Origin of the sequence: Teichococcus rhizosphaerae (genome assembly GCF_002631185.1) — a bacterium.
GTDB classification, from domain to species: Bacteria; Pseudomonadota; Alphaproteobacteria; order Acetobacterales; family Acetobacteraceae; genus Pseudoroseomonas; species Pseudoroseomonas rhizosphaerae.
The window spans coordinates 1-15105 of record NZ_PDNU01000036.1; the positions used below are offsets into that span (position 1 = coordinate 1).

Here is a 15105-nt window from a genome sequence, read left to right on the forward strand (position 1 = left end):
GACCTTGATCACGCCGCGCTCGATGCGCCCCGTCACCACCGTGCCGCGGCCCGAGATCGAGAACACGTCCTCGATCGGCATCAGGAACGGACGGTCCTTCGGGCGCTCCGGCTGCGGAATGTAGGCGTCCACCGCCTCCATCAGCTTCAGGATCGCCTGCTCGCCCAGCTCCGGCGACTTGTCCTCCAGCGCCATCAGCGCCGAGCCCTTGATCACGGGAATGTCGTCGCCCGGGAACTGGTAGCTCGACAGCAGCTCACGCACCTCCATCTCGACCAGCTCCAGCAGGTCGGGGTCGGCCATGTCGCACTTGTTCAGGAACACCACCAGCGCCGGCACGCCCACCTGACGCGCCAGCAGGATGTGCTCGCGCGTCTGCGGCATCGGGCCGTCGGCCGCCGACACCACCAGGATCGCGCCGTCCATCTGCGCGGCGCCCGTGATCATGTTCTTCACGTAGTCGGCGTGGCCCGGGCAGTCCACATGCGCGTAGTGGCGGTTCGCCGTCTCGTACTCGACATGCGCCGTCGAGATCGTGATGCCGCGCGCACGCTCCTCCGGCGCCTTGTCGATCTGGTCATACGCCGTGAACGACGCACCGCCCGACTTCGCCAGAACCTTGGTGATCGCCGCCGTCAGCGACGTCTTGCCATGGTCCACGTGCCCGATCGTACCAATGTTGCAGTGCGGCTTGTTCCGCTCAAACTTAGCTTTCGCCATCTATCGGTCACCCTGTTGGTCCAGCGCCGACATCGGCGCACCATCCGGCCCATGACCCACCGCCCGCTCCTCCTCCGCATGGGGGAATGGAGCGGGTGACGGGAATCGAACCCGCACAACCAGCTTGGAAGGCTGGGGCTCTACCATTGAGCTACACCCGCACCGCGCAGCGATGCCGCGCCCCTGAACCGGGGCACGGACCACAGCGCCGTGGCGCCTCCAACCGGGAAAACCTGGGCCGAAACCTGGCCTGACCGGGCCCGCAGCCTCCGGGGGAGGCTGCGGGCAGGCCGGTATGGAGGGGGTTGGATTCGAACCAACGTAGGCGTGCGCCAACGGATTTACAGTCCGTCCCCTTTAGCCACTCGGGCACCCCTCCGCGCTGTTCCCGGCCGGCGGGAGCGCTGCGGACTATCTGGTTTCCGGGCGGCCTGTCAACGTGCCTGCGCGCGGTTTCGCGAAGAAAGAGTCGGGAAATCGCGCCATGCCGCTTGCGCCGCCGCCGCCGATCCGCAGGATGCCGCCCATGTCCCGCCCTCCCCGCCGGCCCGAGGGGCCGCGCCCCCCCTTCCGTTCCCCTTCCCGCTCCGACGAATCGGGTAGGCCCCACGGCCGCCCCGCCAGAGGTTATTCACCCGGGGGTCATTCACCCGGGGGTCATTCGCCCGGCGGTCAGTCATCCGAGGGCTCCTCCTCCGAGGGCCGTTCCTTCCGGGGCCCGTCGCCCCGGGGCCGCTCCCAGGGCCATGCGCAGGAGGCCCCGGCCGAGGCTCCGCGCGCCGGCGCGCAGCCGGGTGGCCGCCCGAGCCGCGCCACCCGCTTCGCCGGGCGCGCCGCCGAGACCGAGGCGCCCCTTCCGCAGCGGCGCGAAAGGCAGGCTCCCCTCCCGCGCGAGAAGCCGGAGCCCAACACGCTGTGGCTCTACGGCCTACACACCGTGGCCGCGGCGCTGGCCAACCCGAAGCGCCGGCACCGCCGCCTGCTGCTGACCGCCGAGGCGGAGGCCAGCCTCGCCGCCCGCCTCCCCCGCCCCTGGCCGGTGCAGGCGGAGCGGGTGGAGCGCGCCCGCTTCCAGACCTTCCTGACCGAGGACGCGGTGCATCAGGGCATCGCGCTGCTGAGCGAGCCGCTGCCGCCGGTGCCGCTGGAAGACGCGCTGGAGCGCTCGCGCGGGCCGGTGCTGCTGCTGGACCAGGTGACGGACCCGCGCAATGTCGGCGCCATCCTGCGCTCGGCGGCGGCCTTCGGCGCCGCGGCGGTGGTGATGCAGGACCGCAACGCGCCGCCCGAGACGGGCGCCATGGCGCGCGCCGCCGTGGGCGCGCTGGACAGCGTGCCCGTGGCGCGGGAGGTGAACCTGGCGCGCGCCATCCAGACGCTGCAGCGCGCCGGCTACTGGGTGATGGGCCTGGCGGGCGACGCCAACAACACCCTGGCCGAGGCCAAGCCGAAGGACCGCCCCGTGGCCCTGGTGCTGGGCGCCGAGGACACCGGCCTGCGCCGCCTGCAGCGCGAGACCTGCGACGAGCTGGTGCGGCTGCCGATCACCGGGGCGGTGGAAAGCCTGAACGTCTCGGTGGCCGCCTCGGTGGCGCTCTACGAGCTGGCGCGGGGAGACTGAGGAAAAGGCGGGGCGAAAAGGCACGGGCGAAAAGGCGGGGCGGGCATCCATCCCGCCCCGTGCCTTCATGAAGCCTTAAGCCCCGCCCGCCATCCTGCCCCTGCCGTCACCGGACGGAGCTTCCAACGCCAAGATGGCCGCATCCTGGGACACCACCATGCCCACCCGGCCCGCCACCTGGCACGACTTTTCCGAACAGCAACAGCTCGCCCTCTCGCGGGAGGCGCTGCGGCGCGCCGCCGAGACCCTGGCCGGCCATGCCGAGCTGCTGGCGCGCGAGATGGAGGGCGGCTCCCTGCTGGACCAGGGCGGCCCGGATGCGCTGCGCCTCTTCGCCTCCGTGGTGCGCGCCACCAGCACGGACGCCTTCGGCGCCGTGCTGCGCGCCTGAACCGCGCGCCCGGCGCGGCAGGGCCGGGCGGCGGGAACCGGAGCGCGGGCCCGCCTCAGTCCGGGCGGATGCCGGCCCGCTTCACCACCGCCGCCCAGCGCTCCGCATCCGCCAGCAGCCGGCGGCGGAGCGCGGCGGGCGGCTCGTCGAGCACCTCCACCCCGAGCCCGGCCAGCCGCCCGGCCACCTCCGGCCGGCGCAGGGCCGCCTGCCCCGCCGCGGCGAGGCGCGCGGCGATGGCGGGCTCCAGCCCGGCCGGCGCCACCATCCCGTGCCAGCCCGTGGCGGCGAGGTTGCGGAAGCCCGCCTCCTCCAGCGCCGGAACCTCCGGCAGGGCGCTGGCGCGGCGCGGTGACGACACGGCGAGCCCGCGCAGCCGCCCGTCCCGGACATGGTCGGTGACGGCGCCGATGTTGATCCACACCCCGTCCAGATGCCCGGCCAGCAGGTCGTTGATGGCCAGCGCGCCGCCCCGGTAGGGCACATGGGTCCAGCGGATCTCGGCGGATTGCTGCATCAGCTCGCCCACCAGGTGGGACAGGCTGCCATTGCCGGGCGTGCCCACCGCCAGCACGCCGCCGCGCGCCGCCTCGACGAAACCGGCGAGATCCCGCTGCGGCGCCCCATCCCGCACCACCAGGATCTGCGGCACGGCGACGCCGGACAGGATCGGCTCGAAGGCGCGCAGCGGGTCGTAGCCCAGGCGGGGAAACAGGGCGGCGTTGATCGACAGGCTGTCGGAGCCGGCCAGCAGGGTGTGCCCGTCCGGCCGGGCGCGGGATGCGGCCTCGTAGCCGATGTTGCTGCCGGCGCCGGGCAGGTTCTCCACCTGCACGGCCTGGCCCAGCTCCTCGGCCATGCCGCGCGCCAGCAGGCGCGCCACGAGGTCCTGGCTGCCGCCCGGCGCCACCGGCACGATCAGGCGCAGTGGCCGCTCCGGAAAGCTGGCCCCCTCCTCCGGCCGGGCGGCCCGGGCCGTCCCCAGGAGCGGCGCGGCCAAGGGGAGGGCCAGCGGCAGGGCCAAGGGGAGGGCCAGCGCCCTGGCGAGGCCGAGCACCGCGCGGCGGGAAGCGTTGTTCTGCTGCATCGGATCGTGGTTCCCGGAAAGGCCCGGAGCCTCCCCGCTTTCGGGCAGGGCGGGGGCTGGGTGGCGGGGCAGGAGCGGCGGCCGGAAAAGGGCCGCAACGATCTTCTTGATAGCGTTCGTGGAAAAAATTATCCAACATTCATTGATCGTGTTTTATGGGATTCACCATGGACAGCATGCAAGACCTGCCGCCCGCGCCGCAGAACCTGCCCGCCTGCGCCTTTGCCGCGCCCCTGGCGGCGGAGCCTGACATGCCGGTGCTGCTCAGCCTCGCCGCCGGCCTTCTCGCCACCCTGCTCATGGGTGCTGGGGGCAGCCTGGCAGGCGGCTGAGAAGCCGCTCCATCCCTTTGATCGCATTGCGATAGCCGGAAGCGCAAAGCCTCCGCCCGGAGCCGATTTCCCGGTTCTCCGCCCTTGCGCGCGGGCATGATGCGGGCGCATCGTCCGGCCTCCACATTGGCAGCATCAGGAGTACGGGCCATGGGCGTGACGGCAGCCGACAGCAACGCGGCTCTGCAGGCGAGGCGCGAGGCGGCGGTGCCGCGTGGCCTCGGCATCCAGCTTCCGGTGTTCGCGGCTAAGGCCGAGAACGCCGAGATCACCGACATCGAGGGCAAGCGCTACATCGATTTCGGCTCGGGCATCGCGGTGCTGAACACCGGCCACCTGCACCCCAAGGTGAAGGCCGCCGTGCAGGCGCAGCTCGAGAACTTCAGCCACACCTGCATCCAGGTGATGCCCTATGAGGGCTATATCCGCCTGGCCGAGCGGCTGAACGCGGCGGTGCCGACGCGCGGCCCCCGCAAGACGGTGTTCTTCACCACCGGCGCCGAGGCGATCGAGAACGCGGTGAAGATCGCCCGCCACCACACGGGGCGCAACGGCGTCATCGCCTTCTCCGGCGCCTTCCACGGCCGCACCCTGCTCGGCATGGCGCTGACCGGCAAGGTGGTGCCCTACAAGGCGGGCTTCGGCACCATGCCGGGCGAGATCTTCCACCTGCCCTTCCCCGTGGCCTACCACGGCAAGGAGGTCGAGCAGACGCTGGAGGCGCTGGAGGTGATGTTCCGCGCCGATGTCGATCCCAAGCGCATCGCCGCCATGATCATCGAGCCGGTGCAGGGCGAGGGCGGCTTCTACATCGCCCAGGCCGAGCTGCTCACCGGCATCCGCCGCATCTGCGACGAGCACGGCATCGTCATGATCGTGGACGAGGTGCAGACCGGCTTCGCCCGCACCGGCAAGATGTTCGCCATCGAGCATTCCGGCGTGCAGCCCGACCTCGTCACCATGGCCAAGTCGCTGGCCGGCGGCTTCCCGCTCTCGGCCGTCACCGGCAAGGCCGAGATCATGGACAGCCCGCAGGCCGGCGGCCTCGGCGGCACCTATGGCGGCAACCCGCTGGCCTGCGCCGCCGGCAACGCCGTGCTGGACATCATCGAGGAGGAGGGCCTCTGCGCCCGCGCCGACCAGATCGGCGAGATCATCGTCTCCAGCCTGCGCGAGATGCAGAACAGCAACAGCCTGAAGGGCGTCATCGGCGACATCCGCGGGCTCGGCGCCATGGTGGCGATGGAGCTGGTGGCCGAGGGCAACGCCGACAAGCCGGACCCGGACCTGACCAAGGCGCTGGTGGCGCGCGCGGCGCAGAAGGGGCTGGTGCTGCTGTCCTGCGGCGTGCGCGGCAACGTCATCCGCTTCCTGGTGCCGCTCACCGCGTCGGATGCGCTGGTGAAGGAGGGCATGGGCATCCTGGGCGAGGCGCTGCGCGAATGCGTGGCCGAGCGCGCGGCCTGAGGCCAGGGCCGAGGTAGCGGGGCCAGGGCGGCATGGTGGGCACCACGCTGTGGGGCGCGCTGGCCGCCCTGGCCTTTTTCGTCGTGGCGCGGGTCATGGCGGGAAACGGGGGCACCACCCCCCTCCCCCTTGAGCGGGCGCTGGCAGGGCTCGCGCCGGAGCGTTTGGGCCTGGTCGCCCTGCTCGGCGCCGCCGCCGGGCTGGCGCTGCGGCTGCTGCGCCGGCTCCTGCCGCCCGGGCCGCGCCGCGCCCTGGGCGGCGGGCTGGTGGCGGGGGCGCTGGCCGTCGTGGTCTTCCACCAGTCCAGCCTGTTCGTGCTGCACCAGGCCTTCCGTCTGGTGCCGGAGCGCGGCTTCCTGTTCGCCCCGCTGCCGGGCATCGAGATCCCGGCGCTCTACGCGCTGATGGTCGCGGGCGCGCTGGGCGGCGCCTTTCTTTCCCAGATGCTGCGCTGGGTGCACGCCCTGCCCGACCTCCTTTGCGGCGCGCTGCTCGGCGCCTTCGGGCTCAGCCTGCTCGGCCAGTTGCCCGGCGTGCCCGGCTTCGGGGCGCCCTGGTGGCAATGGGCGCTCATCAATGGCGGCTGGGGCTGGGGCACCGCCTTCCTGCTGCGGCCCCTCGCCCTGCGCGGCGGGGAAGGGCGGCACGGGGCCCGCGCCGCCGGCTAGGCGGCATCATCTTCTCGGCCACCCCTTCTCTTTCCGCGCGCGGGTGGCATTTTCAGGGGCATGACCGATGCGCTGCGCGTCCGCCCCGACCCGTCCGACCCTCGCCTCACCCGCCGGGTGACCGGGCTGGACCAGCATGGCCAGCCCATCGAGGTCAGCGTCACCGTCGAGCGGCCGCTGACGCTCTACCTGAACGGGCAGGAGATCGTCACCATGATGACGATCGGCGACCATCCGGAGGACCTCGCCCTCGGCTACCTGCTGAACCAGGGCATGCTGCGGCCGGATGACGACATCACCGCCATCGACCATGACGAGGATCTCGGCGTCGTCGTCGTCCGCACCGGGCGCGTGACCGACCACGAGGAGAAGCTGCGCAAGAAGACCCTCACCTCGGGCTGCGCCCAGGGCACCGCCTTCGGCGACCTGATGGAGGGCTTTTCCCAGGTCCGGCTGCCGCAGGACGCGGTGCTGCGCACCTCCTGGCTCTACGGGCTGCTGCGCGGCATCAACACCCTGCCCACGCTCTACCTGGAGGCCGGCGCCATCCACGGCTGCGCGCTCTGCAAGGCGGACCAGCCCATCGTCTACATGGAGGATGTCGGCCGCCACAACGCGGTGGACAAGATCGCCGGCTGGATGTTCCGCGAGCGGGAGGCGGGCGCCGACAAGATCTTCTACACCACCGGCCGCCTGACCTCCGAGATGGTGATCAAGACGGTGCGGATGGGCATCCCCATCCTCATCTCGCGCTCCGGCTTCACCGCCTGGGGGGTCGAGCTGGCGCGCGAGGCGGGCCTCACCCTGATCGGCCGCTGCAAGGGCAGCCGCTTCATCGCGCTCGCCGGCGAGGGCCGCATCGTCTTCGACGCCGACCCGAGGCGCGATGGCGAGGAAAGCCCCCGCCACTGGCGCAAGAACAGCCGGGAGGCGGAAAGCCATGCGGGCTGAGGCGCCGCATGCGGAAACGCTGGGCCTGACGCTGGGCCTGGTGCTGGCGGGGGGCCTCGCGCGCCGCATGGGCGGCGGCGACAAGCCGCTGCGCCCGCTGGCCGGCCGGCCGATGCTGGCGCATGTGCTGGAGCGGCTGCGCCCGCAGGCCGCCGGCCTGCTGCTGAACGCCAATGGCGACCCGGCCCGCTTCGCCGCCTGGGCGCTGCCGGTGGTGGCCGATGGCCTGCCGGACCATCCCGGGCCGCTGGCCGGCATCCTGGCGGGGCTGGACTGGGCCGCCGCCCACCGGCCGGACCTGCCCTGGGTGGTGTCCGTGCCCGGCGATTCGCCCTTCATCCCGGCCGATCTCGTGGCGCGGCTGCACGCGGCGCGCCAGGCGGCGGGCACGCCGCTGGCCTGTGCCCGCTCGGGCGGCTGGTCCCACCCGCCGGTCGGCCTCTGGCCGGTGGCGCTGCGCGGGGCGCTGCGCGCCGCGCTGGAGGCCGGGGAGCGCAAGATCGACCGGTGGACGGCGCAATTCGGCTGCGCCGCCGCCGAATGGCCTGCGGGGCCGCCGGACCCTTTCTTCAACGCCAACTCGCCCGCGGAGCTAGCCGAGGCCGAGGCCCTCTTGCGGGCGGCGCCCTGCCCGCCCATAGCTTGAGGCACGCCATTCCGCGCAGAGGGAGCGCCCATCCATGAAGGCTTTCATCACCGCCGTCGCGGCCGCCCTGCTGCTCGCCACCGCCGCCTCCCTGGTGCTGGACGCCACCGCGCAGCGCGAGGCGGACGCCGCCTACCAGACCCAGGGCGTGCGCCTGTAGGGTCTTCCCCGCGCCGGCGCGCCGGCAGGCCGCTCCCCTGGGCGGAGGAGCGGGGCTCCGCCCCTCACCCGCCCGGCAGGAGCGGCGCCCCGAAGCCGTGCCGCGCCAGGATGGCCTGCCCCTCGGGCGAGAGGATGAACAGCGCCAGCCGCGCCGCCTCCGGCCGGTCGCTCAGCACCGCCAGCCCGTAATCCGCCCCCACCGCCAGCGCCTCCGGCAGCGCGACGACGCGCGCGCCCGGCAGGGCCGCGGCGGCCGGCCCGGCATTGCTGCAATAGGTGAGGAAGATCTGCGCCCGCCCCTCCGCCAGATGCCAGGCATAGGCGGACTGCCCCGCCGGCGGCGGCGCGCTGCCCGGCCCGCCGGTGAGGGCCAGCGCCTTGGCTTCCAGCGCCGCGCGGGCGCCGGGCCGCAGCGCCTCGGCCCGCGCGAAGGCGGCGAAGGCGTAATCCCCCGAAGGGTCGGCGCCCGGGGTGGAGGTGCCGAGCCGCACCGCCGGGTCGAGCATCCGCTCCAGCAGCGTCTCCGTGGTGGCGGGCTCGCCGGGGGCGGCCAGGGCGCAAAGCCGGTTGCGGGCGAACAGCACCACGCTGCGCCCGCCCGCTCCCGCGAGATCGCGCGGATGCGCCATGTTGGCCGAGGCGAACACGTCCGCCGCCTCGCCCGCCGCGATCCGCTCCCGCAGCAGGCCGGAAGGGCCGTAGCGCCCGGCCACGGGCAGGCCGGTGGCGGCGGTGAAGGCGGCGCCCACCTCCTCCAGCGCGGCGCGGAGGCTGCCCGCGGCGGCCAGCCGCACGGGCGGCCCGGCCGCATGGGCAGCGCCCGTTGGCAGGGCGAGCGGCAGGGCGAGCGCCAGCAGCACAGTCCGGAGCCCGCGCCGGAGGCATCCTCCGGGCATCTTCGCCCGTTCAGGCGATCCGCCCCGGGCGGGAGCCGCCCTAGCCGCGCGGATCATTGGCATTGGGGAAGAAGAGCTGCTCGCCGCCGATCTTGTAGCCGGCGATGGCCTCCTGCCCTTCCCGCGAGACCAGCCAGTCGATGAAGGCCTGGCCCTCCGCCTGCTTCACATGCGGGTGCCGGGCCGGGTTCACCAGCATCACGCCATACTGGTTGAACAGGCGCTGGTCGCCCTCGGTCAGCACCGCCAGCTCGCGGCGGTTGCGGAAGCTGATCCAGGTGCCGCGGTCGGCCAGCAGGTAGGCATCGGCCGCGGCGGCGGTGTTCAGCGCCGGGCCCATGCCCTGGCCGATCTCCTTGTACCAGCCGGCGCCGCTGGCGGCGGGGTCGATGCCCGCCTGCCGCCACAGCCGCAGCTCGGCCGCATGGGTGCCCGAGCGGTCGCCCCGGCTGATGAAGGCCGCCTTGCGCCCGGCGATGGCCTGCAGCGCGGCGGTGATGTCGGCCCCCGCCGCCTTGACGCCCGCCGGGTCCGCCTTCGGGCCGACCAGCACGAAGTCGTTGTACATCACCGGGTGGCGGCGCGTGGCGAAGCCCTCGGCCACGAACTTCTCCTCCGCCGCGCGGTCGTGCACGAACACCACGTCCGCGTCGCCGCGCCGGCCCACATCCAGCGCCTGCCCGGTGCCGAGCGCCACGACGCGCACGTTGATGCCGGTCTTCTGGGTGAACAGCGGCAGGATGTGGCCGAACAGGCCGGACTGCTCCGTGGAGGTGGTGGAGGAGACGGTGATGCCGCGGTCCTGCGCGGCCGACGGCCACGCCGCCAGCAGCCCCGCGAGAAGCGGCAGCAGGGAAAGGAAGGCACGACGGCGCATGGCTCTGGCTCCGGTCCGGCGTTATTCTTGTCTGGCCACAAACTGCCACGGCGGACGCCGCCCGGAACCTGCTCCCGGCCCCGGCGCGGCGCGCCATTTGCCGGAGCCTGCCGCGTCATGCCGGAATTCCTGACCCTGAAGGAGGCCGCTCAGCTTCTGCGCCTGTCCGAGCGCGCGCTCTACGACCTGGCGCGGCAGCAGCGGCTGCCGGCGGTGATCCTGGCCGGCAAGTGGATCTTCCCGCGCGACCTGCTGCTGCGCTGGATGGCCCGCGCCGCCGGGCCGGAGGCGGCGCGCCTCGCCCCCCCGCCCATCCTGGCCGGCAGCCACGACCCGCTGCTGGACTGGGCGGTGCGGCAATCCGGCTGCGGCCTGGCCATCGCCGCCGGCGGCAGCCTGATGGGGCTGGAGGCGCTGGCCGCCGGCCGCGCCCTGGCCGCCGCCACCCACCTGCCCGACCCCGATGGCGGCGCCTTCAACGAGGCCGCGGTGCGCGACATGCTGCCCGACGCGCAGGCCGTGGGCCTGGTCTGGGCCTGGCGCCAGCAGGGGCTGATCCTGCCGCCGGGCAACCCGCAGGCGGTGCGCGGCATCGCCGACCTGACGCGGCCGGGGCTGCGCGTGGCCGGCCGCCAGCCCCGCGCCGGCAGCCACCTGCTGCTGCTGCACCTGCTGGCCGAGGCGCAGATCCGGCTGGACGCCATCCGCTTCCTGCCGCAGCCCGCCATGGCGGAGGACGAGGTGGCCGCCGCCGTGGCCGAGGGCCGCGCCGAGGCCGGCTTCGGCATCCGCGCCGAGGCGGTGGCGCGCGGGCTGCACTTCCTGCCGCTGATCCGCGAGCGCTTCGACCTGGTGGCGCGGGCGCAGGACTGGTTCGGGCCGGAGCTCCAGGCGCTGCTGGCCTTCACCCGCACGCCGGACTTCGCGGCGCGGGCGGAGCGGCTGAGCGGGTACGACACCGCCGAGTGCGGCCAGGTGGCGTTCCGCGCGTGAGGGGCGGCCTTTCCCGCCCTTCCCCTGCCGCTACCGCTCGCAGCGCACGAACACGGTGCCGCGGTTGGCGATCTCCCCCACATCGGCCGCGCCCTGCTCGGCGCCGGTGCTGGGCGCGGCCTGCGGCGCGATGCGCGCGCGGCGCAGGAAGTCCTGCGCGGCCGTGCCCTTCACCGCGAAGTTGACGTTCTGCGGGATGTCGCCGGTGCGCTTGGCGATGTTCTGCGCGTGCAGCTTGCTCACCACCACGCCCACCACATGGCCGTGCAGGTCGAGCAGCGGACCGCCGGAATTGCCCGGCTGCACCTCGGCGCTGATCTGGTAGTGGTTCGGGTTGTTGCCGAGGCCGTTCAGCCCGTTCACCTCGCCCCGCGTCAGCTTCGGGTCGGAGGACAGCAGCCCGGCCAGGGGGAAGCCATAGGCGATCACCCCCTCGCCGCGCCGCACCTCGGGGCTGGCGCGGAAGGGCAGCACCTCGCCCGGGTCGCCCGGCACGGCCAGCAGGGCGAGGTCGAGCCCGGCATCCACCCGCGCGGGCGGCACGGCGGGCAGCACCCGCCCGTCGGCGGTGCGGACGAAGATGCGGTCGCACCCTTCCACCACATGCTGGTTGGTCAGCACCCGGTCGGTCGCCACCACGAAGCCGGTGCCGGAGGAGGCGCGGGCGTTCGGGTTGGGCTTGCCGGCGGCGGGCTGGCTCGGCGCGGCGCGCAGCGCGGCCGCCTCCACCACCACGCGCGGCTCGGCGCAGATATCGCGGTCCCGCAGCACCGCCACCCGCCCATCGGCGGCGGTCAGGCGGATGTCGAAGCGGCAGCCCGCCTCCTTGCGGGTGCGGAGCGTGAAGGACTTGTCCGTCGGCATCGGCCCCGGAAGGGTGTTGGTTCCCCAGCCGGCCCGGCCGCTGCGCACGGCCTGCAGGCTGGTCACGTCCTGGCCGGTGCGGTTGACGATCTGGATACGGTTGCCCTCCTCCGTCCCTCCGGGGCTGGCGGGAGCGGCCTGGCTTGGCGCGGCCTGGCTTGGCGCGGCCTGGCTTGGAGGGACCTGGCTTGGAGGGACCTGGGCATGGACCATCCGGACAGGCGCGGCGGCGGCGGGAAGGGCGAGGAGGGCGCAGAGCAGGGCGGTGCGGTGCATGGCGCGGTGGATGTTCCCCCTCGGGGGCCGCCGGTCAATGGGCGCCTTCCGCTTTCCGGCGGCCGCCGCTGCGCCACCCTTGACCTTCCCACTGTAGCAAGCCCCATCTCTGTGCCATGCCCGACAGCGCCCCTGCCTCCAACCCCGCTCCCCGCCCGGCTCCCGGCCCGGCTCCCGGCCCGGCTCCCGGTTCCGTGCTTGGCCGCCTTTCCCTGCCCGTCACCGGCATGACCTGCGCGAGTTGCGCGGGGCGCGTGGAGCGCGCGCTCCGGAGGGTGCCGGGCGTCGTGGAGGCGCGCGTCAACCTGGCCAGCGAGCGGGCGGAGGCCACGGGCACCGCCTCGCTGGAGGCGCTGCGCGAGGCCATCGCCCGCGCCGGCTATGGCGTGGCCGAGGCGGAGCGCGACCTGGCCATCGGCGGCATGACCTGCGCGAGCTGCGCGGGCCGGGTGGAGCGCGCCCTCCGGCGCGTGCCCGGCGTGCTGGACGTGTCGGTGAACCTGGCCTCGGAAACCGCGCATCTACGCCTGCTGGCGGGGACGGACACCGCGCCCCTGGCCGCCGCCGTGGCGCGCGCCGGCTACAGCCTGCGCGCCGAGGCCGGGCCGGACGAGGCGGAGGCGCAGCGCCGCCGGCTCCGGCGGGAGCGGATCGAGCTGGCGCTCGCCTTCGCCCTGGCCGCGCCCTTCCTGATCGGCATGGTGGGCATGGCCTTCGGCCGGCACTGGATGCCGCCGGGCTGGGCGCAGCTACTGCTGGCGGCGCCGCTGCAATTCGGGCTGGGCTTCCGCTTCTACCGCGCCGGCTGGTCGGCGCTGCGGGCGCGCGCCGGCAACATGGACCTGCTGGTGGCCATCGGCACCAGCGCCGCCTTCGGCCTGTCCCTGGTCCTGCTGCTGCGGGGCGAGCCGCATCTCTACTTCGAGGCCTCGGCGGTGGTGATCGCCTTCGTGCTGCTGGGCCGGCATCTCGAGCAGCGCGCCCGCCGCGCCACCGGCGCCGCCATCGCCGCGCTGCTGGCGCTGCGCCCGCGCACCGCGCGCCGCCTGGACGCGGCGGGCGCCGAGCAGGAGGTGCCGATCGCGGCGCTCCGCCCGGGCGACCGCGTGGTGGTCCGCCCCGGCGAGCGCCTGCCCGTGGACGGGGTGGTGGAGGAAGGCGCCTCCGGCGTGGACGAGAGCGCGCTGACCGGCGAAAGCCGGGCCGTGGAGAAGCACCCGGGCGATGCGGCCTCCACCGGCACGGTGGCGCTGGACGGTCGGCTGGTGCTGCGCGCCACGGCGGTGGGGGCCGAGACGCGGCTGGCCCAGGTGGCGCGGCTGGTGCAGGCGGCCCAGGCCAGCCGCGCGCCGGTGCAGAAGCTGGTGGACCGGGTCAGCGCCGTGTTCGTGCCGGTGGTGCTGGGGGTGGCGGCGCTCACCTTCCTGGGCTGGTGGCTCGCCGGCGGCGGCGTGGCGGCGGCCACCCTGCACGCGGTGGCGGTGCTGGTCATCGCCTGCCCCTGCGCGCTGGGCCTGGCGACGCCCGCCGCCATCATGGCCGGCACCGGCGCCGCCGCCCGCGCCGGCATCCTGATCCGCGACGCGGAGGCGCTGGAGCGGGCCGGCGCCATCACCCTCGTCGCCTTCGACAAGACCGGCACCTTGACCGAGGGCCGCCCCCGGCTGGAGGGGCTGCACCCCGCCCCGGGCGTGGAGCGCGCCACGGCCCTGGCCGCCGCCGCGCGCCTCCAGGCCGGCAGCGAGCATCCGCTGGCGCGCGCCGTGCTGGAAGCGGCGGAGGGCGGGGCGGAGGGCGGCGAGGCGCGCCCGGCCGAGGCCTTCCGCGCCCTGCCCGGCCGCGGCGTGGAGGGCGTGGTGGAGGGCGCGCGCCTGCTGCTCGGCAGCGGCCGCCTGCTCGCCGAGAGCGGCGCCGCCCCCGGCCCGCTGGCGGCGGCGGCGGATGAGGCTGCCGCGCGGGGCTGCACCCTGTCCTGGCTGATCCGTGCCGAGCCGCCCGCGGCACTGGCCCTGCTGGCCTTCGCCGACACGCCGCGCGAGGGTGCCGCCGGGGCCGTCGCCGCCCTGGCGGAGCGGGGCATCGCCACCGCCATGCTGAGCGGCGACGGCCCCGCCGCCGCCCATGCCGTGGCGGAGCGCCTCGGCATCGCCGAGGTGGCGGCCGAGGTGCTGCCCGAGCAGAAGGCCGCGCGCGTCGCCGCCTGGCAGCGCGAGGGCCGCCGCGTGGCCATGGTGGGCGACGGGGTGAACGACGCCGCGGCGCTCGCCACCGCCGATCTCGGCATCGCCATGGGCAGCGGCACGGACGCCGCCATCGCCGCCGCGCATGTGACGCTGCTGCGCCCCGACCCCACGCTGGTGCCCGCCACCCTGGCCATCACCCGCGCGACGCTGGCGAAGATCCGGCAGAACCTGGGCTGGGCCTTCGGCTTCAACACGCTGGGCATCCCGTTGGCCGCCTTCGGGCTGCTTTCCCCGGCGCTGGCGGGCGCGGCCATGGCCTTCTCCTCCGTGGCGGTGCTGTCCAACGCGCTGCTGCTCAGCCGCTGGAGGGCGCGCGCATGAACATCGGCGAGGCGGCGCGGCGCTCCGGCCTCAGCGCCAAGATGATCCGCCACTACGAGGCGGAAGGGCTGCTGTCGGCGCGCCGCCTGCCCAATGGCTACCGCGACTACGCGGAGGCCGACATCGCGGTGCTGCGCTTCATCCGCCACGCGCGGGCGCTGGCCTTTCCGCTGGAGGATGTGCGCCGCCTGCTGGCGCTCTGGCGGGACCGCCACCGCGCCAGCGCCGATGTGCGGCGCATCGCCCTCGACCATGTGGCGGCGCTGGAGGCCAAGGCGGAGGCGATGCAGGCCATGGCCCGCTCGCTGCGCCACCTGGCCGCCCATTGCCACGGCGATTCCCGCCCCGACTGTCCCATCCTGGACGAACTGGAGAAGATGCCATGACCGAAACTGTGACGCTGACCGTGCGGGGCATGAGCTGCGGCCATTGCGTGCGCGCGGTGACCGAGGCGATCCGCGCCGAGGACCCCGCGGCCGAGGTGGCGGTGGACCTCGCCGCCGGCACGGTGCGCGCCGCAACCGCCCTGCCCCGCGCGCGCGTGGCCGCGCTGGTGGCCGAGGAAGGCTACGCCGTGCAGGACTGAAGGG

17 protein-coding genes and 2 tRNA genes are annotated in these 15105 nt (G+C 74.5%); 12 read left to right on the forward strand and 7 right to left on the reverse strand.

Features of this window, described 5'->3' with window-relative positions; translation table 11 throughout:
* The 3 genes from CR162_RS16605 to CR162_RS16615 all read right to left on the reverse strand — a co-directional run.
* A partial coding sequence (locus CR162_RS16605) for an elongation factor Tu (protein WP_141563192.1) occupies positions 1 to 720 on the reverse strand: 720 nt, incomplete at its 3' end.
* A gap of 87 nt (positions 721 to 807) precedes the next feature.
* Positions 808 to 881 (reverse strand) — tRNA-Gly (locus CR162_RS16610).
* 135 nt (positions 882 to 1016) lie between these two features.
* Positions 1017 to 1099, reverse strand: a tRNA-Tyr gene (locus tag CR162_RS16615).
* A gap of 558 nt (positions 1100 to 1657) precedes the next feature.
* Between CR162_RS16615 and rlmB the strand changes: the two genes are divergently transcribed.
* Positions 1658 to 2341, forward strand: coding sequence for a 23S rRNA (guanosine(2251)-2'-O)-methyltransferase RlmB (gene rlmB / locus CR162_RS16620; RefSeq protein ID WP_408887458.1), 684 nt, complete (start codon positions 1658 to 1660; stop codon positions 2339 to 2341).
* Positions 2342 to 2474: 133 nt separating this feature from the next.
* Positions 2475 to 2732 (forward strand): hypothetical protein, encoded by a 258-nt coding sequence (locus CR162_RS16625; protein ID WP_245870442.1) that lies wholly within the window; start codon positions 2475 to 2477, stop codon positions 2730 to 2732.
* A 55-nt stretch (positions 2733 to 2787) separates the two neighbouring features.
* On the opposite strand, the gene CR162_RS16630 is transcribed toward CR162_RS16625, so the two are convergent.
* On the reverse strand, positions 2788 to 3819 hold the full coding sequence (locus CR162_RS16630; protein ID WP_099096661.1) for a Bug family tripartite tricarboxylate transporter substrate binding protein: 1032 nt from the start codon (positions 3817 to 3819) through the stop codon (positions 2788 to 2790).
* 167 nt (positions 3820 to 3986) lie between these two features.
* Between CR162_RS16630 and CR162_RS22460 the strand changes: the two genes are divergently transcribed.
* The 6 genes from CR162_RS22460 (at position 3987) to CR162_RS23140 (ending at position 8043) form a co-directional block, all read left to right on the forward strand.
* The gene (locus CR162_RS22460; RefSeq protein ID WP_176559891.1) at positions 3987 to 4151 is read left to right on the forward strand and encodes a hypothetical protein; all 165 of its coding nucleotides are present in this window, start codon (positions 3987 to 3989) and stop codon (positions 4149 to 4151) included.
* Positions 4152 to 4301: 150 nt separating this feature from the next.
* Complete coding sequence (gabT, locus tag CR162_RS16635; RefSeq protein ID WP_099096662.1) at positions 4302 to 5618, forward strand: 4-aminobutyrate--2-oxoglutarate transaminase; 1317 nt, start codon at positions 4302 to 4304, stop codon at positions 5616 to 5618.
* 32 nt (positions 5619 to 5650) lie between these two features.
* Entirely contained in the window at positions 5651 to 6286 is a 636-nt protein-coding gene (locus CR162_RS16640; RefSeq protein WP_099096663.1) for a hypothetical protein, read from the forward strand.
* 60 nt (positions 6287 to 6346) lie between these two features.
* Positions 6347 to 7237: a formate dehydrogenase accessory sulfurtransferase FdhD gene (gene fdhD, locus CR162_RS16645; protein WP_099096664.1), complete on the forward strand. Its 891-nt coding sequence runs from the start codon at positions 6347 to 6349 to the stop codon at positions 7235 to 7237.
* A complete protein-coding gene (gene mobA / locus CR162_RS16650; RefSeq protein WP_099096665.1) occupies positions 7227 to 7883 on the forward strand; it encodes a molybdenum cofactor guanylyltransferase MobA in 657 nt (218 codons plus the stop codon). Before fdhD ends, mobA begins: the two co-directional genes overlap by 11 nt.
* A gap of 34 nt (positions 7884 to 7917) precedes the next feature.
* Positions 7918 to 8043 (forward strand): hypothetical protein, encoded by a 126-nt coding sequence (locus CR162_RS23140; protein ID WP_281255003.1) that lies wholly within the window; start codon positions 7918 to 7920, stop codon positions 8041 to 8043.
* 64 nt (positions 8044 to 8107) lie between these two features.
* On the opposite strand, the gene CR162_RS16655 is transcribed toward CR162_RS23140, so the two are convergent.
* Positions 8108 to 8905 (reverse strand): molybdate ABC transporter substrate-binding protein, encoded by a 798-nt coding sequence (locus tag CR162_RS16655; protein ID WP_245870444.1) that lies wholly within the window; start codon positions 8903 to 8905, stop codon positions 8108 to 8110.
* Positions 8906 to 8981: 76 nt separating this feature from the next.
* Positions 8982 to 9818 (reverse strand): extracellular solute-binding protein, encoded by an 837-nt coding sequence (locus tag CR162_RS16660; protein WP_099096667.1) that lies wholly within the window; start codon positions 9816 to 9818, stop codon positions 8982 to 8984.
* Between the two features lie 117 nt (positions 9819 to 9935).
* On the opposite strand from CR162_RS16660, the gene CR162_RS16665 reads away from it, so the two are divergent.
* Entirely contained in the window at positions 9936 to 10811 is an 876-nt protein-coding gene (locus CR162_RS16665) for a helix-turn-helix transcriptional regulator (protein WP_099096668.1), read from the forward strand.
* Positions 10812 to 10841: 30 nt separating this feature from the next.
* On the opposite strand, the gene CR162_RS16670 is transcribed toward CR162_RS16665, so the two are convergent.
* On the reverse strand, positions 10842 to 11951 hold the full coding sequence (locus CR162_RS16670) for a trypsin-like peptidase domain-containing protein (RefSeq protein ID WP_099096669.1): 1110 nt from the start codon (positions 11949 to 11951) through the stop codon (positions 10842 to 10844).
* Between the two features lie 194 nt (positions 11952 to 12145).
* On the opposite strand from CR162_RS16670, the gene CR162_RS16675 reads away from it, so the two are divergent.
* From CR162_RS16675 to CR162_RS16685, 3 genes are read left to right on the forward strand one after another with little or no spacing between them, the layout of a single operon-like run.
* Entirely contained in the window at positions 12146 to 14515 is a 2370-nt protein-coding gene (locus CR162_RS16675) for a heavy metal translocating P-type ATPase (RefSeq protein ID WP_408887459.1), read from the forward strand.
* Positions 14512 to 14901, forward strand: a complete 390-nt coding sequence (gene cueR, locus CR162_RS16680; protein WP_099096671.1) for a Cu(I)-responsive transcriptional regulator — start codon at positions 14512 to 14514, stop codon at positions 14899 to 14901. The genes CR162_RS16675 and cueR overlap by 4 nt, the downstream gene beginning before the upstream one ends.
* On the forward strand, positions 14898 to 15101 hold the full coding sequence (locus tag CR162_RS16685; protein WP_099096672.1) for a heavy-metal-associated domain-containing protein: 204 nt from the start codon (positions 14898 to 14900) through the stop codon (positions 15099 to 15101). The genes cueR and CR162_RS16685 overlap by 4 nt, the downstream gene beginning before the upstream one ends.
* Positions 15102 to 15105 lie beyond the last annotated feature (4 nt).